Origin of the sequence: Lentisalinibacter sediminis (assembly GCF_040706615.1) — a bacterium.
Lineage (GTDB): Bacteria > Pseudomonadota > Gammaproteobacteria > Steroidobacterales > Woeseiaceae > Lentisalinibacter > Lentisalinibacter sediminis.
In genome coordinates this window covers 1-25,749 of sequence record NZ_JAPDRF010000005.1, presented here as the reverse complement: position 1 = coordinate 25,749, position 25,749 = coordinate 1, and the positions used below count along the sequence as shown (strand labels likewise).

At 68.9% G+C, this 25,749-nt stretch carries 23 protein-coding genes; 13 read left to right on the top strand and 10 right to left on the bottom strand.

Going from position 1 to position 25,749, the window contains the following annotated elements; translation table 11 throughout:
* The first annotated feature begins 274 nt into the window (after positions 1–274).
* On the top strand, positions 275–1,606 hold the full coding sequence (locus tag ACJMKX_RS10445; RefSeq protein WP_405224647.1) for a response regulator: 1,332 nt from the start codon (positions 275–277) through the stop codon (positions 1,604–1,606).
* Between the two features lie 7 nt (positions 1,607–1,613).
* Here ACJMKX_RS10445 and ACJMKX_RS10440 read toward each other — a convergent pair whose 3' ends face one another.
* On the bottom strand, positions 1,614–2,042 hold the full coding sequence (locus ACJMKX_RS10440) for a bactofilin family protein (protein ID WP_405224644.1): 429 nt from the start codon (positions 2,040–2,042) through the stop codon (positions 1,614–1,616).
* A gap of 97 nt (positions 2,043–2,139) precedes the next feature.
* A complete protein-coding gene (locus ACJMKX_RS10435) occupies positions 2,140–2,604 on the bottom strand; it encodes a DUF2845 domain-containing protein (RefSeq protein ID WP_405224641.1) in 465 nt (154 codons plus the stop codon).
* Between the two features lie 41 nt (positions 2,605–2,645).
* Between ACJMKX_RS10435 and ACJMKX_RS10430 the strand changes: the two genes are divergently transcribed.
* Positions 2,646–3,305, top strand: a complete 660-nt coding sequence (locus tag ACJMKX_RS10430) for a pyridoxamine 5'-phosphate oxidase family protein (RefSeq protein ID WP_405224638.1) — start codon at positions 2,646–2,648, stop codon at positions 3,303–3,305.
* 150 nt (positions 3,306–3,455) lie between these two features.
* Positions 3,456–5,033, top strand: a complete 1,578-nt coding sequence (gene gshA / locus ACJMKX_RS10425; RefSeq protein WP_405224635.1) for a glutamate--cysteine ligase — start codon at positions 3,456–3,458, stop codon at positions 5,031–5,033.
* Between the two features lie 19 nt (positions 5,034–5,052).
* On the opposite strand, the gene ACJMKX_RS10420 is transcribed toward gshA, so the two are convergent.
* Both ACJMKX_RS10420 and ACJMKX_RS10415 read right to left on the bottom strand, forming a co-directional pair.
* Complete coding sequence (locus ACJMKX_RS10420; protein ID WP_405224632.1) at positions 5,053–6,012, bottom strand: isoaspartyl peptidase/L-asparaginase; 960 nt, start codon at positions 6,010–6,012, stop codon at positions 5,053–5,055.
* Positions 6,009–7,991: a zinc-dependent metalloprotease family protein gene (locus ACJMKX_RS10415; protein ID WP_405224629.1), complete on the bottom strand. Its 1,983-nt coding sequence runs from the start codon at positions 7,989–7,991 to the stop codon at positions 6,009–6,011. Before ACJMKX_RS10415 ends, ACJMKX_RS10420 begins: the two co-directional genes overlap by 4 nt.
* A 229-nt stretch (positions 7,992–8,220) precedes the next feature.
* On the opposite strand from ACJMKX_RS10415, the gene ACJMKX_RS10410 reads away from it, so the two are divergent.
* Together ACJMKX_RS10410 and ACJMKX_RS10405 are read left to right on the top strand one after the other, a co-directional pair.
* Complete coding sequence (locus tag ACJMKX_RS10410; RefSeq protein WP_405224627.1) at positions 8,221–8,859, top strand: hypothetical protein; 639 nt, start codon at positions 8,221–8,223, stop codon at positions 8,857–8,859.
* Positions 8,856–9,560 carry a hypothetical protein gene (locus tag ACJMKX_RS10405; protein ID WP_405224625.1) on the top strand — a complete coding sequence of 235 codons (705 nt, stop codon included), beginning with the start codon at positions 8,856–8,858 and terminating at the stop codon, positions 9,558–9,560. The genes ACJMKX_RS10410 and ACJMKX_RS10405 overlap by 4 nt, the downstream gene beginning before the upstream one ends.
* Here ACJMKX_RS10405 and ACJMKX_RS10400 read toward each other — a convergent pair.
* From ACJMKX_RS10400 to ACJMKX_RS10390, 3 genes are read right to left on the bottom strand one after another with little or no spacing between them, the layout of a single operon-like run.
* Positions 9,547–10,218 carry a nitroreductase gene (locus ACJMKX_RS10400; protein ID WP_405224623.1) on the bottom strand — a complete coding sequence of 224 codons (672 nt, stop codon included), beginning with the start codon at positions 10,216–10,218 and terminating at the stop codon, positions 9,547–9,549. The genes ACJMKX_RS10405 and ACJMKX_RS10400 overlap by 14 nt on opposite strands.
* Positions 10,219–10,227: 9 nt before the next feature.
* Positions 10,228–11,475 carry an NAD(P)/FAD-dependent oxidoreductase gene (locus ACJMKX_RS10395; protein ID WP_405224621.1) on the bottom strand — a complete coding sequence of 416 codons (1,248 nt, stop codon included), beginning with the start codon at positions 11,473–11,475 and terminating at the stop codon, positions 10,228–10,230.
* Between the two features lie 21 nt (positions 11,476–11,496).
* Positions 11,497–12,267, bottom strand: a complete 771-nt coding sequence (locus ACJMKX_RS10390) for an SDR family oxidoreductase (protein WP_405224619.1) — start codon at positions 12,265–12,267, stop codon at positions 11,497–11,499.
* A 158-nt stretch (positions 12,268–12,425) separates the two neighbouring features.
* Between ACJMKX_RS10390 and ACJMKX_RS10385 the strand changes: the two genes are divergently transcribed.
* On the top strand, positions 12,426–13,400 hold the full coding sequence (locus tag ACJMKX_RS10385; RefSeq protein ID WP_405226611.1) for a quinone oxidoreductase family protein: 975 nt from the start codon (positions 12,426–12,428) through the stop codon (positions 13,398–13,400).
* Positions 13,401–13,403: 3 nt separating this feature from the next.
* Here ACJMKX_RS10385 and ACJMKX_RS10380 read toward each other — a convergent pair whose 3' ends face one another.
* Positions 13,404–15,770, bottom strand: a complete 2,367-nt coding sequence (locus tag ACJMKX_RS10380) for an SLC13 family permease (RefSeq protein ID WP_405224616.1) — start codon at positions 15,768–15,770, stop codon at positions 13,404–13,406.
* 31 nt (positions 15,771–15,801) lie between these two features.
* On the bottom strand, positions 15,802–16,926 hold the full coding sequence (locus ACJMKX_RS10375; RefSeq protein ID WP_405224613.1) for a beta-ketoacyl-ACP synthase III: 1,125 nt from the start codon (positions 16,924–16,926) through the stop codon (positions 15,802–15,804).
* A 193-nt stretch (positions 16,927–17,119) separates the two neighbouring features.
* Here ACJMKX_RS10375 and ACJMKX_RS10370 point away from each other — a divergent pair, with 193 nt between their 5' ends.
* From ACJMKX_RS10370 to ACJMKX_RS10350, 5 genes are all read left to right on the top strand, one after another.
* On the top strand, positions 17,120–18,004 hold the full coding sequence (locus ACJMKX_RS10370) for an alpha/beta fold hydrolase (RefSeq protein ID WP_405224610.1): 885 nt from the start codon (positions 17,120–17,122) through the stop codon (positions 18,002–18,004).
* Between the two features lie 123 nt (positions 18,005–18,127).
* Positions 18,128–20,251, top strand: coding sequence for an ATP-dependent helicase (locus tag ACJMKX_RS10365; protein WP_405224607.1), 2,124 nt, complete (start codon positions 18,128–18,130; stop codon positions 20,249–20,251).
* A gap of 79 nt (positions 20,252–20,330) precedes the next feature.
* A complete protein-coding gene (locus tag ACJMKX_RS10360) occupies positions 20,331–21,632 on the top strand; it encodes an amidohydrolase (protein WP_405224605.1) in 1,302 nt (433 codons plus the stop codon).
* A gap of 647 nt (positions 21,633–22,279) precedes the next feature.
* Positions 22,280–22,945 (top strand): hypothetical protein, encoded by a 666-nt coding sequence (locus ACJMKX_RS10355; RefSeq protein WP_405224602.1) that lies wholly within the window; start codon positions 22,280–22,282, stop codon positions 22,943–22,945.
* A gap of 3 nt (positions 22,946–22,948) precedes the next feature.
* A complete protein-coding gene (locus ACJMKX_RS10350) occupies positions 22,949–23,602 on the top strand; it encodes a hypothetical protein (protein WP_405224600.1) in 654 nt (217 codons plus the stop codon).
* A gap of 15 nt (positions 23,603–23,617) precedes the next feature.
* Here ACJMKX_RS10350 and ACJMKX_RS10345 read toward each other — a convergent pair whose 3' ends face one another.
* On the bottom strand, positions 23,618–23,755 hold the full coding sequence (locus ACJMKX_RS10345; protein ID WP_405224597.1) for a hypothetical protein: 138 nt from the start codon (positions 23,753–23,755) through the stop codon (positions 23,618–23,620).
* A 131-nt stretch (positions 23,756–23,886) separates the two neighbouring features.
* On the opposite strand from ACJMKX_RS10345, the gene ACJMKX_RS10340 reads away from it, so the two are divergent.
* Both ACJMKX_RS10340 and ACJMKX_RS10335 read left to right on the top strand, forming a co-directional pair.
* Positions 23,887–24,657: a class II aldolase/adducin family protein gene (locus tag ACJMKX_RS10340; protein WP_405224595.1), complete on the top strand. Its 771-nt coding sequence runs from the start codon at positions 23,887–23,889 to the stop codon at positions 24,655–24,657.
* 91 nt (positions 24,658–24,748) lie between these two features.
* Positions 24,749–25,528, top strand: a complete 780-nt coding sequence (locus ACJMKX_RS10335) for a class I SAM-dependent methyltransferase (protein WP_405224593.1) — start codon at positions 24,749–24,751, stop codon at positions 25,526–25,528.
* The last annotated feature ends 221 nt before the right edge of the window (positions 25,529–25,749 follow it).

Here is a 25,749-nt window from a genome sequence, read left to right as displayed (position 1 = left end):
AGTCCTGCGCGTCGCGGTATCCCCGCGATGACCCGTGACGGACTCCAGCATGGTCGCTCCTCCGGTTTTCTTTCTTGTTCTTCTTCGGGAAGTTTTTCGCGACTCCCTCGCAGGCAGAGTCTAACCCAGCCGGGCAGCGAGCGGCGAGTGTCGCAGAATGCCGTCAGGCCGTCGCACGAATGCGCCGTCGGTCCGGTGCCGGCGGCCCGCCGCGTGTAGAATGAGCCAATCCGCGCGGAGGTTGCATGGCAGGAGCGGCCTGAACGGACTGGGGATGGAGAAGAAATGCGCACTGATCGTTGACGACTCGCACTCGGCGCGGGTGGTGCTGCGCCGTCTGCTCGAGCGTCACGACCTCGACGTAGCCACGGCCGAATCGGCCGAAGAGGCGCTGGAATACCTGGCCGACCATCGTCCCGACGTGATCTTCATGGATCACATGATGCCGGGCATGGACGGCTTCGAGGCGGTGCGCGCCATCAAGGACAACCCCGACACCGCCACCATCCCCATCATGATGTACACCTCCCAGGAGGGAGAACTGTATGTGGGTCAGGCCCGCGCCCTCGGCGCGGTGGGCGTGCTGCCGAAACAGGTGGCGCCGGTCGAGGTCTCGAAGGTGCTCGAGTCGCTGCGCCTCATCGAATCGAGCGCAGAGGCGGCGCCCGACGGCGGCCAGGCGGGCATCGCCCGGTCCAGCGGCGATACCGCGGCCGACCTGCAGGCGCTCTCGGGGCTGGATGTCGGCCTGCGCGAGATGATCCAGGACCTGTTCGAGCAGCAGCGCTCCATCATCCGCCGCGACCTGATCGACAGCTACGAATCCATCGCCGCGCGGGTGGCCGACGAGATCGGCAGCCGCCGGGAGCCCGGCGGCGACGAGGTGCCCGCCGACGGCAGCACGCTGCCCCGGGTGGCGCTGGCGGCCGTCGCCGTGCTGGCGGTGGCGGCGCTTGCCTTCGGCTGGCTCTACATCAAGGCCGAGCGCCAGTGGCAGGCGGAGCGCGGGCGCTCCGAACAGCTGCTGGAGCAGCTGCGCAACCGTCAGGCGCTCGTGGCCGACGGTACCATGGCCATCGAGGAGCGCATGAGCCGGACCCGCGCCGGCTACGCCAGCGCGCTGGATCAGGCGCTGGAGGCGGTGCAGTGGGCGGTGAACCAGAACGGCCGCTATGCCTGGACGGAACTCGCTTTCGGTGAAGAGCAGCGCCTGGTGCTGGAGGAGCTGCTGGATCGACTGGACGCCATGGGATTCGTCGGCCGGGTCCGCGTCGTCTCCCACGTGGGCGACTTCTGTCTGCAGGAAACCGGCGGCGACGATTACGAGGTGGCACCGGCGGAACTGCCGCTGACGGACTGCGACCGGCTGGGCCTGTCGGCCGAGGAGGCCGTCACCCGCGGCTTGCGCCAGTCGGTGGCTTTCGCGAACTTCCTCGGCACCGTCGACAGCCGCTACGATGGCCGCATCCGGGTGGAGACGGGCACCGCCGGCAACACCGAACCGGTGCTGGCCTATCCGCCGGTGACCGATGCGCTGCGCGCGGGCGAGTGGAACCGGGTGGCGGCGGTGAACAACCGCATCCGGGTGGCGATCCTGCCGGACTGACCGGCGCTCAGCCGGTGCCGGTCAGCGCTTCGTCGTCGTCCTGCCGAGTCCGCTTCTCGACGAAGGTCTCGGGCTCCCGGGGCCCGGTTGTACGGATGGCCCCGTCCACGACCGCGCCCTCGGCGACGGCGATCGCCTCGCCGGTGACGGTACCCTTGATTCTGGCACTGGGCGCGATTTCCAGCCTGCCGTTGGCGATCACCTCGCCTTCGATCTCGCCGGCCAGCACGACGTTGCGGGCCTGCAGCACGCCGATCCAGCGGCCGCCGGGCGCCACGGTGACCGTTCCATCCAGGTGGCAGTCGCCCTCCACCTCGCCGCAGATCACGAAGTCGCCTTTGCCCGAGAGTTCGCCCTGCACGCGGCAGCCCGCGCCGATCAGCGTGGCCGGGCCGCTGCTGCGGTCGAGTAGCCGGCGGAATTTCCTGTCGCTCATGTCGTCGTACCGGGGGTGAGAATTCGGGATTATGTTAGAGCTTCCCGTCCGGGGAATTCGTGACACAGTTGGCACTTGGCCCCGAAAGGCCGGGCCGCTATTCCACGTATCCCCGCTCCAGGGTCTCGATCTCGGTGACGATGCCGTCCTCGAAACGTACCCGCCGCATGAACTTGTTCGGCCCGAAATTCCAGGTGAGCTCCCGTATCTCGACCTCCACCCAGGGCGGCGTTCCCCAGCCGTAGATATGCCGCCGGATCACACCCGAGTCCGGTGCGCGCGTGGTCTTGCCGATGAACACGTTGCGGCGCAGGACGGTGCGTGTCTGCTCGTAATCGGGCTCTCCGCACATGTCGAGCACCTTCGTGATGTGCATGCCCTCGCTCACCAGCTTGTTGCCGCAGCGCATGGCGTGGGCCTCGGGCGCCAGTATCAGCGCGAGCAGCACGCAGAGTGCGGCGGCGGCCCGTTCGAGCCGGCCGGTCGGACGCAGCGATTTTCTGGGCGTTACCCGCATCATCCACAGTGTAGCGCGGCGTATCGGGCCTTGCAGCGGCGGCACGGGACGGGTATCCCTGCGTCGGCACAACGACGGTGACGCGTATGGAAACCGACCGACCGGACCATTTGGAAGAACTGCTGCAGCTATGCTGGGATTACCTGGAGGAGGGCGCCGGCTCTGCCCGCAGTCCCTTCCACACCGCTGTCCTCGGCACCGTCGAGCACGGCGAACCCCGGCTGCGGACCGTGGTGCTGCGCGCCGCCGAGCGGGAGGCCGGCCACGTGCTCTGCCACACCGATGTCCGCTCTGCGAAGGTCCGGCAGATCGGGGACGATGCGCCGGTGAGCTGGCTGCTCTACGACCCGGCGCGCAAGGTGCAGCTCCGCCTCGAGGGGCGGGCCAGGGTGCATGCCGACGATGCCCTGGCGACCGAGCGGTGGCGGGCCAGCGCCGCGGGTTCGCGGCGCTGCTACCTCGTGGAGCCGGGGCCCGGCGCCGTGCTGGAGAGTGCCGTCTCCACGCTGCCGCAAGGGCTGCGCCGGCGGCGGCCGGAGCCGGAGGAGACCGAGCCGGGGCGCGGGAACTTCGCCGTCGTGGCAGCGGCCATCGAGTTCATCGACTGGCTGCATCTCACCGCCGATGGCCACCGGCGCGCGCGCTTCCGGCGCGTGGGCCGTGCCCGGCACCGCGGCGATGGCCGTGGCCATGACCACGGACATGACTGCGGCCATGGCTGGGCGGGAGACTGGATCGCGCCGTGACACGGCCGTGGCCGTCTCACGGCTGGCGGCGCGTCGCGCTGTCGGTTTAGACTCTCCCGCTTGTCGCGGCATGCCGCAGCGGCCCGGTCTCCCGGACGGCGCGTCCGTCGGCGGGCAGCCGGGGTTGCTGCTGGGGCTCGAGGGGGCTCGGTGGATCGAAAACTCGATAAACGGCTGGAGCGCCTCGCCGCTTCCAGCACGGCGGGTCTGCTGCGCGGCGGCCGCAAGGGCGTGGAGAAGGAGTCGCTGCGCGTCACGCCCGAGGGCTATATCTCGCCGCTGCCCCATCCGCGCGGTCTGGGTTCGGCGCTCACCAACCGCTACATCACCACGGATTTCTCCGAGGCGCTGATCGAGTTCGTCACGCCCCCCTTCCCCGCCCTGTGGGAGACCATCCAGTTCCTGTGCGACGTGCACCAGTTCGCGTATCGACAGATCGGCGACGAGCTGCTGTGGGTCACCTCGATGCCCTGCCGGGTGGGCGACGAGGACAGTATCCCCCTGGCCGATTACGGCCCCTCGAACGTCGGCCAGATGAAAAAGGTCTACCGCCGTGGGCTCGGTTATCGCTACGGCCGGGTCATGCAGACAATCTCGGGCGTGCACTTCAACTACTCGCTGCCGGAACATTTCTGGCACGAGTACCAGGAGCACGAGGCCGACGCCGGCTCGGCGGACGCGTTCCGCTCCGCCCACTACTTCGGCCTGCTGCGCAACTTCCGCCGCGAGGGCTGGCTGCTGCTCTACCTGTTCGGCGCCTCGCCGGCGATGTGCAAGTCGTTCCTCGCCGACGACTACCCGACCATCCCCGAGTTCGACGCGGAGACGCTGTTCGAGCCCTACGCCACCTCGCTGCGCATGAGCGACTTCGGCTACAGCAATCGCACCCAGGCGAAGCTGAACATCTCGCTGAACGACCTCCCGAGTTACGTCGCCGATCTGGACGCCGCCATCAATACCTCCGAGCCCGACTACGAGCGCATCGGCCTGCTGGTGGACGGCGTGCACCGGCAGCTGAACTCGAACATCCTGCAGATCGAGAACGAGTACTACAGCCCGATCCGGCCGAAGCGCACGGCCCGCTCCGGCGAGCGCCCCACGGCGGCGCTGTTGCGCGGCGGGGTGGAGTACGTCGAAGTGCGCGCCCTCGACCTGAACCCGTTCGATCCGGTCGGCGTCAATCAGAACGAGCTGCGGTTCGTCGAGTGCTTCCTGATCTACTGTCTGTTGAAGGACAGCCCGCTCCTGGACGAGGAGGCTCTGGCGCAGGCCGGCGCCAACCAGACCGCCACCGCCCACTCGGGCCGCGACCCGGGTCTCTACCTCGAGCGTGACGGCCGCGGAGTCCTGCTGGCCGACTGGGCCGCCGATATCCTCGCCGACATGGCACCGGTGGCGGAGATCCTCGACGACGGACTCGACGGCACCCCCTACGGCGACACGCTCGCCCACCAGCGGGAGCTGATCGACGACCCGGACCGCACGCCCTCCGCCCGCCTGGTGGCCGAGCTGGTGGAGAGCGGCGCCAGCTTCTTCGAGTTCGCGCTCGAGGCCGCGCGCAGCCACAAATCGTATTTCCGCACGCTGAAGCCCGTGAACGAGCGCCGCCAGGCCGAGTTCGAGGAAGAGGCAAGGCGCTCCCGTGAGCGCCAGCGGGAGCTGGAGGCATCCGAGACCATCAGCTTCGAGGAGCACGTCGCCCGCTACTACGCGAGCGCCGGGGCCTAGCCGCAGTCCGGACCGCCGGTCAGGATTCGTCGGCGAACACGGCCGTGGTCACGCGCCCCTGCCAGTCGATGCCGCCCCGGTACATGCCGGGACAGTTCTGCGCGAACACGGGCACGCCCGTCTCGTCCAGGGCGATAAGCCCGCCGCTGCCGCCCAGCGAGCGCAGCTTCTCGCACACCACGCGCCGGGCCGCCGCGGCCAGTTCAGAGCCGCCGTAACGGATCATCGCGGCGACGTCGTGTGCCGCTGCCGTGCGCAGGAAGTACTCGCCGTCGCCGGTGGTCGACACCGCGCAGACGCCGTTCTCCGCCCAGGTGCCCGCACCGATCACCGGCGTGTCGCCGACACGGCCCCAGCGTTTGTTGGTGAGGCCGCCCGTGGACGTGGCTGTGGCGAGGTTACCCCCGTCATCCAGTGCCACGGCGCCGACCGTGCCCAGGCTGAATTCCTCCGGGCGCGCCGCGCTGTCGGCCCCCGAAGCTGCGCGGGCGCGCTCCCACTCGGCGCGGCGCCGGGGAGTCGAGAACCAGTCCGGCTCGACCATCGCGAGCCCCTGCTCGCGGGCGAAGGCTTCCGCGCCGGCGGCTGCCAGCAGCACGTAGGGCGTATGCTCCATCACGGCCCGGGCGGCGAGCACCGGGTTGCGCACGCCGCGGACGCCGGCCACCGCGCCGGCCGCCAGGTTGCTGCCGTCCATGACCGAGGCGTCGAGCTCGTGGCCGCCCTCATGGTTGAAGACCGCGCCGCGGCCGGCGTTGAACAGGGGGTTGTCTTCCAGCGCGACGACCGCTGCGGTCACCGCGTTCATTGCGCTGCCACCGGTGGCGAGCAGCTCATGACCCGCCGAGAGCGCTTCGCGCAGTGCTTCGTGATAGCGGGCTTCATCGTCGGGAGGCAGGTCGTCGCGGTGGATCAGCCCGGCGCCGCCGTGCACGGCGATTGCCGTACGGCGAATGCGACCGGGTTGGCTGCGGCTCACGCGCTCCGCCGCGCCGCGCCGAGCCAACCCGCCATCAGCAGCAGCAACCACAGGCCGTGACCGCCGCCACCACCGCCACCACTGGTCGCGGCGGCGGCGCTGCTCACCTCGATGCTGCGGCTCGTCGTATTGTCGGCCTCATCCGGGTCGCCCTGCGCCGCACTCACCACCGCTTCCACGGTTCCGGTGCCTTCCCGTGCCGCGTCGACCGCCAGTTCTATCGTCAGGGTGTCGCCGCCGGCGAGGGCCGCCGCCTCGCAGCGGACCGCACCCGCCGTGACGGTGCAGTTCGCGGTGCCGGGTGCGGCCGCCGGTTCGAGGAAAGCGGGGGTGCTTACGGTCACGACCACCCCGGTGGCCGTGCGCGGAGATGCGTTGGTCACGGCCAGGTCGAGCGTGGCACGCGTGCCGCGGGTGAGTGTTGCGGGCGCCTGCAGGGCAATGCCAAGGTCGGCAGCCGGGTCTATGCTCAGTGCCGCGGTGGCCGTGTTGTTGGACGGTTGTGTGTCGCTGTCCGCCCGCACTTCGACGGCCAGGTCGACCCTGCCCTCGTCGACCGCGGCGAGGGTCAGGTTCGCCGTCGCCGAGCCGCCTGCCGCGACCGTGCCTATCGTGCACTCGGCGCCGCCCGCCGCCGCGGTGCAGAGCGCGCCGGCGTCGCGCAGACTGACGCCCGCAGGCAGATCGACGCTCATCGACACGAGTTCTGCCGTGGCCGTGCCCAGGTTGCTGGCAGTGACCTCGAGATTGACCGTACCGCCTTCCAGCACCGTCGCCGGCGAGGCGGCCGCGGCGATGGTCATGTCGGCGTCCGGCAGGGCCTTCAGGCAGAAGGCGGAGGCGACCCGCGGTGCCATCTGCTCGAGGCTGCAGGCGGAGAATGTCGAGCTGCCGTTCAGCCGCGGCGCCATCAGGAAATTCTGCGGCGTGCTCTCGCACGCGGAGCCGTCTTCCCCGTCGTGGGGCGAGCCGAAGTTGTGGCCGATCTCGTGGGCGCCGATCAGGCTGTCCCTGGTAACGCCGTGGCGGCCCTCGCTCAGCCCCGCACCGAAACGGGTGCTGCAAAGAGCGCTCAGGTAGGCGATGCCCGCAGTGCCTTCGTCCAGGTCTCTGCCGGTGTACAGGTGCACCAGACCGAGGTTTCGCAGATCGGGTTGGCCGGACTTGTAGTCGCCGAGGTCGGACAGCAGCGTGCTCGGGTCGGTAGAGTCGGTGAGCGGGTCGTTCGCCGCCGTGAAGACCCGGAAGTCGGTGACGTTGATCGTCACGCCCACCTGCTCGGAGAAGATCCCGTCGATGTTGTTCAGCCGCGTGGCCAGTGCGGCCAGCGGATCCGGGTGGCGGGCTGCGAAGTCCGCATCCGCGAGCACGGCGATGTCGATCTCGCTCTCGACGGTCTTCGCCAGTTCTGCCACCAGGCCGTCGAAGTCCGCCTTGGCACTGCCCGCCGGTGAGACGGGCCCCTCGGCGACGGCGCAGCCGAGGGCGCCCGGCGCGAGGCGCATGTCCGCCAGCCGGAATACCACCGGCACTCCGCCGGGCTCCGCCGCAGGGCGGGTGGCGATCTCGGCGCCATCGTCCGCCACCGGGAGCGCGGCTGCGGATTCGAGCGCAAAGAGTTCGCCGCCGTCCCACATGAGGCCCGCCCAGCCACCGTCCCCGCCGCGGGTCAGGCGCAGCCAGGAGCCCGGCACCCCGGCGATGCGACCGCGATAGAGCTCGACACCGGCGTTACGCGCAGCACCACTGCGCCCGAGCGCCGCGGACAGCCTGGCGTTGGGCGCAAGTTCGAGGCGCCAGCTGCGGCCGAAGGCGGTGAAACCCAGCGTCCCGCCGCCCGTCGGTGCCGCGTCGAAGCGCCAGCCCTGCGGTGACTCGTGGTGGACGATGGTGACGTCCGCGGCGGCGGCGGACGGGGCAGGCGCCGGCGTCAGCGCCAGCAGCGGAAGGAGCCACAGGAGGCGGGTCAGTCTGTGCATGGGCTTCAAAGGGCCGCCAACCGGGGCCCGGCGTCGGTGTGGTGAACGGTAGCACCGGAGTTTCCCCGATATCGGGCACCGGATCGGCAATCATGGCCCCGAATTGTGTGCTGGTTCACAATTTGTCCAAGTCAGCGACCACCCGCGGCACAGATTATCTAAAATCCAGCGATCCGGCCCGTCGGGTTCGACAGCCGGTCCGCCAGCAACCCGGAGGCGTGAGAGCCCGTTGAAGAAAACATTCCTGCTCGGTCTGCTGCTCGGCATCGGCGGAGCCGTATGGCTCGCCGGCTGGTATCCGTTCGTGGATCCCGTGCGCTTCGCCTCGGACTCCGGCGTCGCCAGGAACGGCGGCCGCACGGAGAGTTTCCACGTCCAGATTCCGGAAGACCGCGTGCTCGGCGTGGCAGCCCTCGGGAGCGCGGCGCCGTCGGTACCGGCCGGGCTCTCCCTGCCCGCGGCCGCCGGCGACGGGGCGGTGGAGATCTACAAGTTGCGCAACGCCTCCGGCAAGGTCATCGGTCTGGCGAGCCGTATCGGCGGCGGTGCCGGAGACTACATCGACTGGACGCTCATGCTCCCGGCTCGGGGCGCGCTGTTCCTCACGGCGGCCGGCCCCGAGGTCTCGCCCCACGCGCTGACGTTGGCCGGCGCCGCTGCGGACCCGGCTGCGCAATCGTCAATGTTGCCGATGTTCGAGATGCTGGGGGATGTGGCCGGGGGCAGTGGCGAGTTCGCCGGAATCGCAGGCAGCTTCAGCGAGGAATGGAATCTGTCGGGCCGGGACGCCGAGGGACGCCTGGTCGGGGACATCGAGATCATGACGCTCACGCAGATCGGCACACGCCCGGGGAGGGCCGCGCCATGAAATACGCGCTCTCGCTGCTGGCCGGTGTCCTCTGCGGCGCACTGCTCGTGATTCTGGCGCTGTACTACAACCCGCTGGTACAGGAGAACACCCGGGTGCCGCTGGCGGCTGCACCGGACGCCTCGGTGGAGGTGTTCTACGATACTGCCGCCGACACCGTGGCACGCACCGGGCCGACCGACGGCCTGCTCGCCCCCGTCCCCGCGTCGGCCGAGACGCTGTGGGAGCCGGCGCTGGCGTGGACCGAGGCAAGGGTGCTGGTGCTGCGGGACGTGGACGGACGAGGGCTGGGCTTCGGCGTGCGTTTCGCCACGCTGGACTCCGCGACCCGGCCGCTCACCGGCGAATTGCTGGCGGACAGTGTCTGGAATCTGCATCTCCCGGGTCGTGGTTCCCTGTTCGTGGATGGGGTGGACAATCTGTGGCCGCTGACACGGCACGTGCTCGTGCCGGCGTGGCGCGCCGACGACGGCGTCTGGCAGGGCAGCTTCGACGGGGATATCACGGTCGGGCCCCGGCCCAGTCGCGTGGCCGTCATGACCGGCGGCGCCGGGGTTTTCGCCGGCACCCGGGGCGAGGCGAGGGAGTCACTGTCGGTGGAGGCGCTGTCGCTGCGTGACGGCCGACTCGCCGCGGAGGGCTCGCTGCTGGTCGCGATAACGGGCGCAGCCGGCCAGGCCGGCCCGGTCAGTCCCGAATAAAGCGGACGAACTCCGCGAGCGGCGCTCGCTCCGAGCGTAGCTGATTCACCGGCGCGTCCGGGTCCCGGTAGCCGAGCGCCATGCCGCAGAACAACATGTGCTCCTCCGGGATCTCGAACAGCTCGCCGATCGTCTGGTACCAGACCGCCCAGGCTTCCTGGGGGCAGGTGTCCAGGCCGTACTCCCGGGCCAGCAGCATGATGCTCTGCATGAACATGCCGAGGTCCGCCCACTGGCCCTCCTGCATGCTGCGGTCGATTGTGAACAGCAGTCCGACGGGGGCGCCGAAGAAGCGGTAGTTGTGCGCGAACTGCATCAGCCGCGCCGCCTTGTCCTCGCGGGGGATGCCGAGTTTGTCGTACATCATCTCGCCGATGCGGAAGCGCCGCGTGCGGTAGGGCTCCTTCAGCTCCGGCGGATAGATGTTGTACTCGGTGCCCTCGCCCTTCGGCGAGTGGGGCATCTTGCGCGCGACCGCGTCGAGCAGGCGTTCGCGCGCCGCGCCGGTGAGCACGATCACGTGCCAGGGTTGCAGGTTGCCGCCCGAGGGCGCACGGCTCGCCCGTTCGAGGATCTCGCGCACCGTTTCCTCGGGCACGGGCTTGTCCAGAAAGGCCCGCACCGACAGGCGCGAGTCCAGCGCTTCGGATACTTTCATGGTTTCTCGCTATTGATGATCGCCACCGTCGACCGTGTGAAGGTCCTTCAGTGATATGCCCGGGTCGGCCAGCGCCTCCACCGGTGGTGTGGCGCGCGCCGCGATCAGCGGCTTCGAGAGCATGAATTCCCGCGGGCTGTTGACGGCATCCACCGCCAGCAGCCGGCCCTCGGCCAGGTAGAAGCAGGCGAACGACCGTGCGCCAGGATCGCCAGGATCGCCCCGGATCACCGTCTGGTCACAGCCTTCGGACAACCCGGCGATCTGCAGCTTGAGGTCGTACTGGTCCGACCAGAACCAGGGCACCTGGTTGTAGGGTGCGCGCTCGCCGCAGATCCCGGCGGCGGCGGTCTTGGCCTGCTCGAGGGCATTGTGTACGGATTCCAGCCGCAGCTGGCGGCCGTAGACGCCGTTGGGATGGCGGGTGCAGTCGCCCACGGCGTAGACGCCGTCGGCGCGGGTGCGGCAGTGCTCGTCCACCAGGATGCCGTCGTCGCAGGCGAGCCCGGCGTTCGCCGCCAGCTCCGTTACCGGCTCGATGCCGATGCCCACCACCACGAAGTCCGCCGCCACCCGCTCGCCGGCGGCGGTTACCACCGCTTCCACGCGGCCGTCGCCCTCGAAGCCGGATACCCCCTCGCCGAGGCGCAGACGCACCCCGTGACGGCGATGCTCGGCCTCGTAGAAGTCGGAGACCGGGGGCGAGACCACCCGGCTCATCACCCGACCGGCCAGTTCCAGCACGGTGACGTCCAGCCCGGCGACCGCGGCGACGGCGGCCACCTCCAGCCCGATGTAGCCGGCGCCCACCACCACCAGGCGGGCGCCCGGCGCGAAGTGCGCGCGGATCGCATCCACGTCGTCGATGGTGCGCAGGTAGTGAATCCCGGGCAGGTCGGCGCCGGGTGCCTGCAGCCGTAGCACCCGGCTGCCGGTGGCGATGACGCAGTGGTCCCAGTCGATGCTGCCGCCGCTCTCCAGCTCTGCGCGGCGGGCCGCGGTGTCGAGTACGGTCACACGGTTCGACAGGCGCAGATCCACCTCCGCGTCCTCATAGAAGCCGGGGGGCTTGAAGTACAGGCGACTCTGCTGGAGTTCCCCGGAGAGATATTTCTTCGACAACGGAGGGCGCTGATAGGGCACCCACGGCTCTTCGCCCGCCAGCACGATGCGGCCATCGTAGCCCTTGTGCCGCAGCGTGCTCACCAGCTGGCCGGCCGCATGGCCGGCCCCGATCACGAGTACCGTCTCGCTCATCCCGCTATCTCCCGGCGCCGGTCACATGGCGCTGATGCCGCCATCCACCTTCAGCTCGGCGCCGGTGACGAACTTCGACTCGTCGGAGGCGAGATAGAGCACGGCGTAGGCGACATCGTCCGGGTCGCCGATGCGGCCCAGCGGTATCTGGCGGGTGAGCTTGTCCAGCCCCTTCTGCCGCCCCACCGCATCGAGCATGCCGGACAGGATCGGCGTGTCGATGAACACGGGGTGCACCGAGTTGCAGCGAATGCCATTGCCGCTGCGCGCACAGTGCAGTGCGACGGATTTCGACAGGTGCCGCACGGCCGCCTTGGCGGAGTTGTAGGCCGCCATGTTGTGGCCGGCGATGATGCCGGAGATGGAGGAGATGTTGACGATGCTGCCGCCGCCCGAGGCCGCGATCTCCGGGATCGAGTACTTGCAGCCGAAGAACACGGAGTCGAGATCCACCGCGTGCACGTGGCGCCAGTTTTCCCACGTCTCGTCCTCCACGCTGGACATGGAACCGATGCCGGCGTTGTTCACCAGGATGTTGAGGCCGCCGAACCGGTCCGTCGTCTCGGCGATCACTGCCTGCCAGCGCGCTGCGTCGGTGACGTCGTGTTCCAGCGCCAGCGCCGCGCCCTCGTGTTCGTCGTTGATGGCTCGCGCCTGCTCTTCGGCACCGGCGAAGTTGATGTCGGTCAGCGCCACCTGCGCTCCCTCCCGCGCCAGCATCCGGGCGATGGCCGCGCCCAGACCCTGCGCAGCGCCGGTCACCAGCGCCACCTTGTTGTCGACTCTGCCCACGATGCCTCCTCGCTTGCGTTGCTGCGGCCGCCACGGTGCTTCCCCGGCCCGGTATTCTAAGGGCCGCGGCCGGCGCCGCCTAATCCGACGCCGTCACCGGCTGCTAGACTCGCCGCCTGCGAGCAAAAGGTCACTGACGGGAGGGCCCGATGGCAAAAATGGTCAAAGCGATTCGCATCGAGGAATTCGGCGGGCCGGAGGTCCTCCGGTTGTGCGACGTCGAGGTCGGCGAGCCCGGCCCCGGCGAGGTGCGGCTGCGTCATACGGCAATCGGCCTGAACTTCATCGACACCTATCACCGCTCCGGGCTCTATCCGCTGGAACTGCCCAGCGGCCTGGGCAGCGAGGCCGCGGGCGTCGTGGAGGCCCTGGGCGACGGCGTCGAGGGTCTCGAGATCGGCCAGCGGGTGGCCTACACCGGCCGGCCGCCGGACGCCTATGCCGAGGCGCGCCTGATCGATGCCGACCTGCTGGTGCCGCTGCCGGACGCCATCGGCGACGAGACGGCGGCGGCCGCCATGCTGAAGGGCCTGACGGCCTGGTACCTGCTGAAACGCAGCTATCCGGTTCGATCCGGGGATACCGTGCTGCTGCATGCGGCGGCAGGCGGCGTGGGCCTGATCGCTGTGCAGTGGGCGAAACACCTGGGCGCCACCGTCATCGGCACGGTAAGCACCGCGGCCAAGGCCGAGCTGGCACGCGCGCACGGCTGCGAGCACATCGTGATGGCTGACAGCGACGACCTGGCCGGCGAGGTGCGGCGGCTGACCGGTGGCGCGGGCGTGGCGGCGGTCTACGACTCGGTGGGCCGGGATACGTTCTACGCCTCGCTGGACAGCCTGCGGCCCCACGGCGTGATGGTCTCCTTCGGCAATGCCTCCGGACCGGTGGAGCCCTTCGCGCCGCTGGAGCTGGCGAAGCGGGGCTCGCTGTACGTGACCCGGCCGGTGCTGTTCGATTTCATCTCCACGCGGCAGGCGCTGCTCGGCGCGGCGGGCGAGCTGTTCGAGGTGATCGGCAGCGGCGCCGTGAAGGTCGAGGTGAACCAGCGCTATCCGCTGGCAGAGGCCGCCGCCGCGCACCGGGACCTCGAGGCGCGGCGGACCACGGGCTCCACCGTGCTGCTGCCGTGAGTATCAGGCGGGCCTCAGCGGCCAGATGAGGGGCAGCACGATCATGACCACCGCGAACACCACCAGAGTGAGCGGCACGCCCACCCGCAGGTAGTCGGCGAAGCGGTAGCCGCCCGGGCCCATCACCAGGATGTTGGCAGGGTGGGAGATCGGGCTCATGAAGCTCGCGGCCGCCGCGACCGCCATGGCCATCATCGCGGTCTCCGGCGCGAGGCCCATGTCCGCCATCGCCGACAGCACGATCGGCGCCATGATCACCACCAGCACCGCGGGCGGAATCACCACCGTCGATATCGCGGTCATGGCATAGAGCGAGAAGATCACGGGCCAGGGGCCGGCATCGCCGGTGACCGAGAGTACGTGGCCGGCGATCCAGGCGGCCGCGCCGGTCTCCTGCATCGCGGTACCCAGCGGCAGCATGCCGGCGATGAGGAAGATGGCGCGCCACTCGATGGCCCGGTAGGCCTGCTCCATGTTGAGACAGCCGGTCAGCACCATCAGCGTGGCGCCGAACACGGCGGCGATCTGGATGGGCAGCCAGCCGACCAGCACGCTGGTGACCACGCCGAGCATGATGCCGGCGGCCACCGGGGCGCGGCGGGTATCCGGCGGCGCCTTGCCGAGGGGAGTCAGCACCAGGAAGTCCGGGTCGCGTTCCAGAAGTTCCAGCTTCTCCCGCGGCCCCACCAGCAGCAGCGCGTCGCCGAGCGCAAGCCGCACGTCGCGGAGATCCTCTTCGACGGGCGCGCCGTTGCGCCAGATGCCGACCAGCTCCAGGCCGTAGCGCTCGCGGAAGTTCAGCTCCGCCACGCTCTTGCCCACCAGCGAGCTGCGCGGGTCCAGGGTGGCGTCCTGCATGGCCAGCCGCCGGGATTCGAAGCTGGACAGCTTCATGGACGGCCTCGAGTCGAGGTCCAGGCCCTGCAGGGCCCGCAGCACGTCCAGGTCGCCGGGCTCGCCCTGGATCAGCAGCAGGTCGCTGCCCGCCAGTTCCGTGTCCGGCCCGGGCAGCAGCTCCAGATTGCCGTCCCGGAAGGTGGCGAGCACCTTGAAGTCGAACACGTCGGTGAGCCGGGTACGGCCCAGGCTGCGTCCGGCGAGCCCGGATTCCCGCGGTACGCGGACGATGAACAGCCGGTCGTCGGCGCCGTAGCGTTTCGTGACCTCGTCGGCGTCGAGCAGGCTCACCTCGGCGAAGTCGCTGACCTCGTGCAGACCCTCGATGGTCTCCTTGCGCCCCTGCAACAGCAGCCGGTCGCCGGCGCGCAGCGGCACATAGGCCAGGTTGGTGCGCCGCGGCGACTGGTCCCGGCGCTGGATGGCCAGCAGGTCCGCGCCGAAGCGCTGGCGGAAGCCGATGTGTGCCACCAGGTCGCCGACCAGGGGAGAGGAATCCGCCACCACGACCTCCGCCCGGGCGAGCTGTTCGGCGACCATGGACTGCAGCACCGGCGCCTCGCGCTCGATCACCAGGTCGCTCAGGCGGCGCAGCTCACTGAAGCGGTCCAGCTGCCCCTGCACCAGCAGCTCGTCGCCGGCGCGCAGCGTGGTCTGGCGGTTCGGCAGCGTCTCGCTGCGGCCGAAGCGCTGCAGCGCCAGCACCACCAGGTCGGCGGCCGAGGTGATGCGGCTCTCGCCGAGGGTCTTGCCGACCAGCATCGAGTCCTGGGGGATGCGCAGCGTGAAGGTGCGTTCGGCCAGCTTGTACTGGGATCGCAGTGCCCGCTGGCTGCGGCCCCGGTCACGTTTCTCGGTCTTGCGCTTCGGCAGGAACAGGCGGCCGACGAGCGCGACGAACAGCGTGCCGGCGAGCATTACGACGACGCCGACGGGGGTGAAGTCGAACAGGCCGAAGGGCTCGTAGCCGCCGCTGGCCATGGCATTGCTGACCAGCAGGTTCGGCGGCGTGCCGATCATGGTCATCAGGCCGCCGAGCAGGCTCGCATAGGCCAGCGGCATCAGCAGCCGGGATGGCGACACCCTGGTGCGCCGGGCGATGTCGACCACCACCGGCAGCATGAGTGCGGCCACACCGATGTTGTTCATGAACGCGGAGAGAAAGCCTGCGGTGAGCATGATCACCACGATCATGGCCACTTCCCGCCGTCCGGCCAGGCGCATGACCTGGCGGCCGATGACGTTGGCGATGCCCGTGCGCGTCAGCCCGTCGGAGAGGATGAACATCGCCCACACGGTGATCACCGCCGTGTTGGAGAAACCGTTGAAGGCCTCGTCGGGAGAGACCAGTCCGGTGATCGCGAGCGTGCCCAGCACGAGCAGCGCCACCACGTCCATGCGGATCCACTCGCCGATGAACAGGACGAGGGCCGCGGCCAGGATGGCAAGGACCAGCGCGATCTCGAACGTCATGTGCCCGGGTCCGACCTCCCTGTCGTGGCGGCTACAGTCGCCGCACGATGACGCTGCCGATGGAGTAACCGGCACCGAAGGAGCAGATCACCCCGACGTCGCCGGCGCCGAGCCCTTCCCGGTGCCGATGGAAGGCGATGATGGAGCCGGCGGATGCCGTATTGGCGAACTCGTCGAGCACGACCGGCGCCTCGTCCGCCCCGGCATCGCGGCCGAGCAGCCGCCTGACCACCAGTTGGTTCATGTTCAGATTGGCCTGGTGCAGCCAGTAGCGGCCGACGTCCGCCACGTCGATGTCGCTCTCACGCAGATGCTCGCCGATGTGATCGGCTGCCCGGGGCGAGACTTCCTTGAAGACCTTGCGGCCCTGCTGGCGGAACAGTTTGCCGCTGTCGAAGAAGTCGGCCTCGGGGCCGCGATTGATGAAGCCGAAATCGTTGCGGATGTTGTTCGAGTAGAGTGTGGCGAGCTTGGTCCCCAGCACCTCCCAGCGCTCCTCCGCCCGGCTCTCGTCGGCGCGCTCCAGCACCACGGCCGTGCAGACGTCGCCGAAGATGAAGTGCGCATCCCGGCTGCGCCAGTTGATGTGGGCCGAGGTGATCTCCGGGTTCACCATGAGGACCCGCCGGGCGGAGCCGCCGGCGATCGCATCGACGGCGTTCTGCAGGCCGAACGTGGCCGACGAGCAGGCCACGTTCATGTCGTAGGCATAGCCGCCGGCGCCGATGGCATGCTGCACCTCGACGGCCAGCGCGGGATAGGGTCGCTCCAGGTTGGAGCAGGAGAGGATCACCGCGTCGATGTCGCTGCCCTCGAGGCCGGCGCTCGCCAGTGCCTGGCGCGCGGCGGCCACGGAGATCTCGGCCGTGATCGACAGTTCGTCGTCGGCGCGCTCCGGGAACACCGGCCACATGCGCTCCGGGTCCAGGATGCCTTCGCGGGTGTAGACGTAGCGGTGGCTTATCCCGGAGGCGTTCTCGATGAACTCGGGACTGGATTTCTCCGGCGCCTCCACCTCGCCGGCGGCCACGGCCTCGGCGTTCTCTTCGAGGAACCGGTCGACCCAGGCGTTGTAGGCGGCCACCAGTTCCTCGTTGTCGATGCCCTGCTCCGGTACCCAGAGTCCGGTTCCGCTGATTACGACGCCTGTGCCCATGTCATTCCTTCACCCGGATCAGCCGGTACTTTAGCGACTCGGGCCAGTCCTGCACAGGGCGCCGGTCAGTGGAGGAAGGACCGGGCGACGCTGGCCCTGGCCGCAATTGAATCTGCGCGTCAACGTTTCCCCGGACCTTGCCGAGCGCTTACACTCGCCGCCGGCCACCCCCAGTCCAGCGCACAGGAATACCATGCCCGACCGTTACCGTCCGAGAGTCCCGCGCTATGCGGCCCGTCACGACATCCGCGGGGTAACCTACCACGTGAATCTGTGGGGCGACCGGGGAGCACCGCTGCTCGTGCTGCTGCACGGCTGGGGTGACGCCGGCTCCACCTTCCAGTTCGTCGTAGACGCGCTGCAGCGCGACTGGTTCGTCGTCGCGCCGGACTGGCGCGGTTTCGGCAAGTCCTGGCACCGCACCTACGGTTACTGGTTCCCCGACTACCTGGCCGACCTGGACGAGCTGCTCGCCATCTACAGCCCGGACGAGCCTGCCCGTGTGGTCGGCCACAGCATGGGCGCGAACATCCTCTCGCTGTACGGCGGCGTGATGCCCGAGCGGATCGCCAGGCTGGTTAACATCGAGGGTTTCGGCCTGCGTAACGGCGATCCGGCGGACGCGCCGAAGCGCTATCGGGAATGGATCGAGGATCAGAGCCGCAACAAGGGCTATTCCCGTTACGACCGCTTCGAGGAGCTGGCAGAGCGGGTGAAGAAGCGCAGCCCGACGCTTGCCGACGACCGGGCCCTGTTCGTGGCGGAGCGCTGGGCCGAGGTGGACGAGGCCGGCAAGGTCACGCTGCGGGCCGATCCCGCCCACAAGCTGCGCAACCCGGTCCTGTACCGCCGCGCGGAGGCGGAGGCCTGCTGGCATGCCGTCACCGCGCCGGTGCTGTTCGTGATCGGCGGCAACACGGATTTCAGCTCACCGGACATGCGCTGGGTGGACGCCGACAACGCCTTTGGCGCCTTCCCCCGGCTCACCAAACTCACCATCCCGGGTGCCGGGCACATGGTGCATTTCGAGCAGCCGGAGGCGCTCGCCGCCGCCGTCGAGGAGTTCATGCTCGACTGAGGCGACCCTCGACAGCTGGTGATCCATCCACTACTGTACGCTGATACAGTAGTGGCTCGTCGATCCATGGCCGATCCGTGGCCGACGGGTCCGGCCCATGAACCCGTGCTATGAATCCGGGCGATGAAAGATACGGTTGCAGAAAACCAGCCACCGGCGGGCGCCGCGGCGGCGCCCGCCGAGCATCTGGCCCACCTGAATCCGGCCCAGCGGGATGCGGCAGCGTGGGGTGAGCGCGGGGCGGGCGGCGGTTTCCGTGCCGGTCCCCTGCTGGTGATCGCCGGCGCCGGCACCGGCAAGACGATGACGCTGGCTCACCGGGTGGCCAACCTGGTGATCGAAGGCGTCGATCCGGACCGCATCCTGCTGCTGACGTTCACGCGGCGGGCGGCGGAGGAGATGCTGCGCCGGGCCCGGGCCATCGTGCGCCGTTCGCTCAGGCTCTCCGAGGACTCGCGGGCCGTGCGTTTCGCCTGGTCCGGCACCTTCCACTCGGTCGCCAACCGGCTGCTGCGCCACTATGCCCGCAACGTCGGGCTGGACCCCGCGTTCTCGGTGCTGGATCGCGGTGACGCGGCGGACCTGATGGACCTGGTGCGCCACGAGCTCGGCCTGAGCGCCAAGGCAAAGCGTTTTCCCAGGAAAGACACCTGCCTCGCCGTTTATTCCCGCTGCGTGAACGCCCGGGAAGACATCGGCGACTGCCTGCGCACGTCCTATCCCTGGTGCGGCGACTGGGAGCAGGAGTTGCGCGAGCTCTTCCGTCGTTACGTCGAGACCAAGCAGCAGCACCAGGCGCTGGACTACGACGACCTGCTGCTCTACTGGTATCACCTGGTGTCGGACCCGGAGCTGGCGGCGGCCATCGGCGCACGCTTCGATCACGTGCTGGTCGACGAGTACCAGGACACCAACGTGCTGCAGGCCGAGATACTCCACGCTATCAAGCCCCGGGGCGAGGGCGTCACCGTGGTGGGCGACGACGCCCAGTCCATCTATTCCTTCCGCGCCGCCGAGGTGGAGAACATCCTGTCGTTCCCGGAACGCTACGCGCCGCCGGCGCGGGTGGTCACGCTGGAGCGCAACTACCGCTCGCTGCAGCCAATCCTGGATGCCGCGAACGCACTTATCGCCGAGGGCGATGCGCAGTACGACAAGCAGCTCTGGTCCGAGCAGGGCTCCGGGAGCCGGCCCTGCTACGTCACCGTGGAAGACGCGGACGCGGAGACCGACTACGTCGTGAGTCGGGTGCTGGCGAATCGGGAGGCGGGCCTGGAACTCAAGCAGCAGGCTGTGCTGTTCCGCGGCGCGCATTCGAGCGACCGGCTCGAGCTGGAACTCGTCCGCCGCAATATCCCCTACGTGAAATACGGCGGGCTCAAGTTCCTGGAGGCCGCCCACGTCAAGGACATGCTCGCGGTGCTGAAGTGGGCCGACAACCCGAAGAACCGGGTGGCGGCCTTCCGGGTGCTGAAGCTGCTGGAGGGCATGGGGCCGGCCCACGCCGGACGGTGCTACGAGTACGTGGCGGCCGCCGACCATTCGCTGTCGGCGCTGTCCGCATTCCGCCCGCCGGCCGCCGCCCGGGAAGACTGGCCGGCGCTGGCCGGCCTGATGCGCTCGCTGGCCGGCCAGCCGGCCGCGGGGGCCTGGCAGACCCAGGTGGCCGAGGTTCGGCGCTGGTATCAGCCGCACCTGGAGCGCCTGTACGACGCCGCCGAACCGCGCGCGGCGGACCTGGAGCACCTGGAGCGGATCGCCGGCAAGTACACCACCCGGGAGCGATTCCTGTCGGAACTGACGCTGGATCCGCCTCAGTCCACCGGCGACCTGTCCGGCGACCCGCTGCTGGACGAGGACTACCTGATTCTGTCGACGGTGCACTCGGCCAAGGGCCAGGAGTGGGACTCGGTGTTAATCCTGAACGTCTCCGACGGCAGCTTCCCCTCCGAATTCTCCACGGCGAGCCCCGAGCTCATCGAGGAGGAGCGCCGCCTGCTGTACGTGGCCATGACCCGGGCCAAGCGCGACCTGCACCTGATCGCGCCGCTGCGCTACCACGTGACCCAGCAGCACCGCCACGGCGACCGCCACGTCTACGGCGCGCGCAGCCGCTTCCTCACCGAGCGGGTGCTCGGCACGCTGGAATCCGTGTTCCATGCCGCTCCCGGCACGGGGGACGGCGGCGGCCTCGGTACCAGCGACCGGCGCATCGACGTGGCCGGCAGGCTGCGCGGCATGTGGTGAGGCTCCGCTGCCGGCGCTCGCTGGTAGACTATGCGGTCTGTTGCCGAATCAGGGCAGAGACTGCCGGGGGACCGAGACCATGCACCGAAACCGACTTTTCTTGCTTTCGCTCATCGCCTTCGTGCCGGCACTGGCGAGCGCAGACCTCGCCGAGACGCTGAACGCCGAGGCGCGGGCTGCCGAGCCACAGGTGATCGAGTGGCGGCGTCACTTCCACGAGCATCCGGAACTCAGCAACCGGGAGTTCGAGACCGCGAAGAAGGTGGCCGGGGAACTCCGCGCGATGGGACTGGAGGTGGAGACCGGCATCGCTCACACTGGCGTCGTCGCGCATCTCGAGGGCGGCAAGCCCGGGCCTCTGGTGGCGCTGCGGGCGGACATGGACGCACTCCCCGTCACCGAGCGCGTCGATCTGCCGTTCGCTTCGAAGGCGAGGGGCACCTTCCGGGGTCGCGAGGTCGGCGTGATGCACGCCTGCGGCCACGACACCCACATGGCCATGCTGCTCGGGGCCGCCCGGGCGCTGACGGCGGTGCGCGACGAGCTGCCCGGTTCCGTGATGTTCATATTCCAGCCGGCCGAGGAAGGTGCGCCGGAGGGTGAGGAAGGCGGTGCCGAGCTGATGCTGAAGGAAGGCATCTTCGACGAGCGTCTGCCGGAGGCCGTGTTCGGTCTGCACGTCAGCTCCATGCTGCCGGCGGGCATGGTCGGCTACCGGGCCGGCCCGGCCATGGCGAGCGCTGACCGGTTCGAGATCGTGGTGCGCGGCCGCCAGACTCACGGCTCGCGCCCCTGGGGCGGCGTCGATCCGATCGTCGTCGCCGCGCAGATCGTCACCGCGGCCCAGAGCATCGTCAGCCGGCAGGTGGACATCACCGCAGCGCCGGCGGTGCTCTCCTTTGGCGTCATCGAGGGCGGCATCCGCAACAACATCATCCCCGACGAAGTCACGCTGATCGGGACCATCCGCAACTTCGACATGGACATCCGCAAGTCCATCCACGAGAAGCTGGAACGCACGGCACGACTCACGGCGGAGAGTTACGGAGCGACGGCGCAGACCACCATCGATCTCGGTTATCCGGTGACGGTCAACGATCCGGGGCTCACCGACGATATGCTCGACACCGTAGTGCGCGTCGCCGGCGAGGGCCGCGTGATCGAGTCGCCACTGATCACGGGTGCCGAGGACTTCTCGTATTATGCGCAGCGCACGCCCGGCCTGTTCCTGTTCCTGGGCGTCACGCCGCCGGGCGAGGACCCGATGACCGCACCCTCCAACCACTCGCCGCTGTTCTACGTGGAAGAGAGCGCGCTGGTCACCGGCGTGGAGCTCCTCACCGGGCTGACGCTGGATTTCATGCGCTCGCAAAAAATGTAGGAGGGCCTTCAGGCCCGACCCGGCTTTCCAACCGCTTCACCTTCTTTCATGGCCGCCCTGCGGGGGCATCCATCTTGCTCCCGACAAAAGGTCGCGGCGATAGATGCCCCCGCATGGCGGCCGCCTCGCGGTGGCCGAGAGGATCCACCAGTCAGGGTCGCCTGCTGACTGGTGCCAGACCTTGCGGCTACGGGTCCGTCAGCGGGTGGGTAAGGGTTGCGGGGTCGTCCGGGCCGACTGGAGCCAGGACGGCGGGAAGGAGGTCTGGCCGAAGCGAAGGAGGACAGGACGTCCGACTGAGCGTCCCCGCGACCCTTACCCACCCGATGATGGGCCAACGCCATTAGAAAGCCAGATCGGGCCTGAAGGCCCTCCTACAGAGTTATTGACGTCTGCCGGCTGGCTTTGCTTAATATAAACACGGTTGCGCGGACCGGGACTGTGAATCCCTTCACGCTGTCACGGGGGGCAGACGTGAAGCCGGTCACGACAACCGACCGGTTTCGGACCGAAACTGGAATTGCGCGGTTGGCTCGGCGGATGAGCCTTCGCTCAGGCCCTGCGCACACCTCTGTGCGAAGTGGACGTGGAGTTCATTCGCCAGGCCGGCCGATATCGTGCTCGCGCGAGTCGAGGAGGTGTGGCGCATGCAAAACAAGGGTAGGAGGGGCTTCAGCCCCGACCAACGTCTGGACAGCAACGGTACCGTCATCCCGGTCAGCAACCTGCAGCAATATTTCCACGAGAGCATCGAGGAAGTGGTCTCCCGCCAGTCGGTGGAGATCGATCCCCACGCCACCCACTACGTCGTCAACCTGCTTACCCTGTATTCGCGCTCCGAGGCGCTGTACGAGGACGCCGGCGGCCACTACGGGCTGAAGCCGCTGGCCATCATGATGCGCGACGCCGTCGACGCGCCGACGCTGGAGGAACGCCGGTTCGCACTGCAGCGTCTGGGTGACGTGGCGCTGTTCATCGCCGGCTGTTTCGCCGACAGCCTGGCCCAGAAGCTGGTGGATCTCGACTACTACATCTACATGGGCGGCAGCGCCTACGGCTCGCTGTCCGACGAGATGCGCGGCAGCATCCGGGGCCGGGCCTTCTCCGCGATCTTCGGGGAGCTCGCGCGCAAGTTCCAGGTCATGGTGGACGTGCTGAACGAAGTCAGCGAATCGGCGCGGACCAGCCAGGACCGCGACATCCTCCGCCTCTACGAGGTCTGGCTGAAGACGGGCAGCCAGAGGGCCGAGGCACTCCTGCGCCGCGAAGGCATCGAGCCGCTGTCCGACAGCCGTTCCGGCACCCGGCACTGAGCCGTGCGTGTCACCGATCTGCAGGAACGCCTCGCCGCGCTCTATCAGCTCGAGCACGGGCTGGCCATCGAGGACTTCCTGGTCACCGATGCCGCGACCGCAGGCGCACTGACGCCGCCCGGTGCCCGCGGGCATCTGGACGAGCGCCTGCTGCTCCGCCACGACGGCGATGAGGTTTCGCTGACGCTGTACCTGGACGACGCCCTGCTGGCGCGGCTCAGAGAGCGCAACCCGCTGGACGAGCTGGACGACGACGATCTCGACGACCTCTGGACCGCGGTGGAGGGCATCAGCCACTTCAACTACGTGGTGCACAATGCCACGGCCCGGCGCGAAGTCACACTGCTCGAGCTGGAGCTGCAGGCCGAGGTGGACAAATTCGTAAGCACCGTGCTGCTGGCCCGCGAGCAGGGCAGGCGGGCGGTCGCCTCACGCCTGCATCACCTGCTGTTCGAGCGGATGTCGCTGGACCGCGAACTCGATGAGGAGGAGCGGGAGCGCTATCGGCTGGCCAACGACTACGCCGGGCGATTCTGCCGGCGCATCGGCGCCCGCCTGCACGATGCCGGCGAAGAGGTCATGGGCGAGCTCAGGCAGTTCTACCGCTACTCCCAGCGGCAGAAGATCAGCCATATCCACGCCTGCGCCTGGACCTGACGCAGGCCGGCGCGCTCAGCGCGGCTCCTGTGCCGCCACCTCGATGCGCGTCTCGACCGGCTCGCTGCCGGTGGCGGCGATGCCGGCCAGCAGCGCCGCCAGCATCAGCAGGCCGAGGGCCAGTGCTTCGCTCACTCTGCCGCGGGTTTTCATAGCTACTCTCCCTGGTGTTTCAGCCATCCTTTACTCCATGGATGCAGCCCGCATCGAAATGGTTGCAACGCCCGGCGCCGGGCCGATGTCCTATACTGTCCCGCCTGCGACCACGACAGAGGGAGAGAGTGATGAGCACGGCCGCCAAGACGATGACGGTGCGCGACCAGGTTTCAGCGGAGGAATGGGCCACTCGGATGGACCTCGCCGCGGCCTATCGCCTGGTGGCGCTGCATGGCTGGGACGACCTGATCTTCACCCACATCTCCGCCCGGGTGCCGGGGCCCGAGGAGCATTTCCTGATCAACCCCTACGGCCTGCTGTTCGAGGAGATGACGGCCAGCAGCCTGGTGAAGGTGGACCTCGACGGCAACAAGGTCATCGACAGCCCGCACCCTGTGAACCCGGCGGGCTTCGTCATCCATAGCGCGGTGCACGAGGCGCGGCCCGAGGTGCAGTGCGTGTTGCATACCCACACGCGGGCGGGAGTCGCCGTATCGGCCCAGAAGGAGGGCTTGCTGCCCATCTCGCAGCAGTCGATATTCCCGCTGATCGCGCTCGGCTATCACGACTACGAGGGCGTGGCGCTGAACGAGGCCGAGAAGCCGCGGCTGGTGGCCGATCTCGGCAATGCCAACTCGTTGATCCTGCGCAACCACGGGCTGCTTACCTGCGGCACCTCCATCCCGGAGGCCTTCCTGGCCATGTACGTGCTGGAGACCGCCTGCCAGATCCAGATCGCCGCCCAGTCGGGCGGCGCGGAACTCACCCGGGTGGACGACCGCATCCTGGCGGGCGCCCGGGCGCAGATGCGCGAGGCGACGAAGGGCATGGGCGGCGCACTCGCCTGGCCTGCCCTGCTGCGCAAGCTGGACCGGCGCGACCCGTCCTACCGCGAGTAATCCAGCGAAACGGAATTCAACCCACGGAGAGAGACCCATGCGTGATTTTGTGACGTTCCGGAAACCGGCAAGTCCGGGGAGGCTGGCAACCTTGGCGGCGCTGCTGCTGTTCGCCGCCGGCAATGCCGCCGCGTCGGACGAAGCCCGGACGGCGATCCAGGCGGCGGCGGACGGCGAGCACCGTTCCGCCGACAACAGGGCGCGGGACGAGTACCGCCATCCGGTGGAGACGCTCACGTTCTTCGGCCTGGAGCCGGACATGACGGTGGTGGAGCTCTGGCCGGGCGGCGGCTGGTACACGGAGATCCTGGCGCCGGTGCTGAAGGACGAGGGCAAGCTGTACGCGGCCAGCTGGGACCCGACGCTGGACAGCGAGTACGTGCAGACCAACCTCGCGAAATACAAGGAGAAGATCGCGGACCGCGACGTCTACGGCGACATCGAGCTCACCGTGCTCGGCCGCGGCAAGACGGACATCGCGCCGCCGGGCAGCGCGGACCTGGTGGTCACCTTCCGCAATATGCACAGCTGGGGTGACGAGTTCGCTGCGGAAGTCCTGGCCGCCGCCTACGAGGTGCTGAAGCCGGGCGGCGTGCTGGGCGTGGTGCAGCACCGGGCGGATCCGGACTCGCCGCCGGACCCGGACGAGCGCACCGGCTACTTCAGCGAGGCCCGCGCCATCGAACTGGCCGAGGCGGCGGGTTTCGAGCTGGCCGGCAGTTCCGATATCAACGCCAACCCGAAGGACACCAAGGACTACGAGAGCGGTGTCTGGGCGCTGCCGCCGAGCCTGCGGGACGGCGCGGACCCGCGGTTCCTCGAGATCGGCGAGAGCGACCGCTTCACGCTGAAGTTCGTGAAGCCGGAATAAGGCTGTGGGAGGGCCTTCAGGCCCGATCCCGCAGCGTCAATGGGCATGTAGGAGGGCCTTCAGGCCCGACCGCGCAGCGGATCGGGGCTAAAAGGAACCTCTAAAAACCCCGGCGTATTCCTGTCAAAATTGCGCGCAGGAGATTTGGCGCGAGGTGACGGGGATGCAGCCGGGTTTTTTCGATTTGGAAGATCGCTACGCGCTGCTGGAGGAGCTGGGCG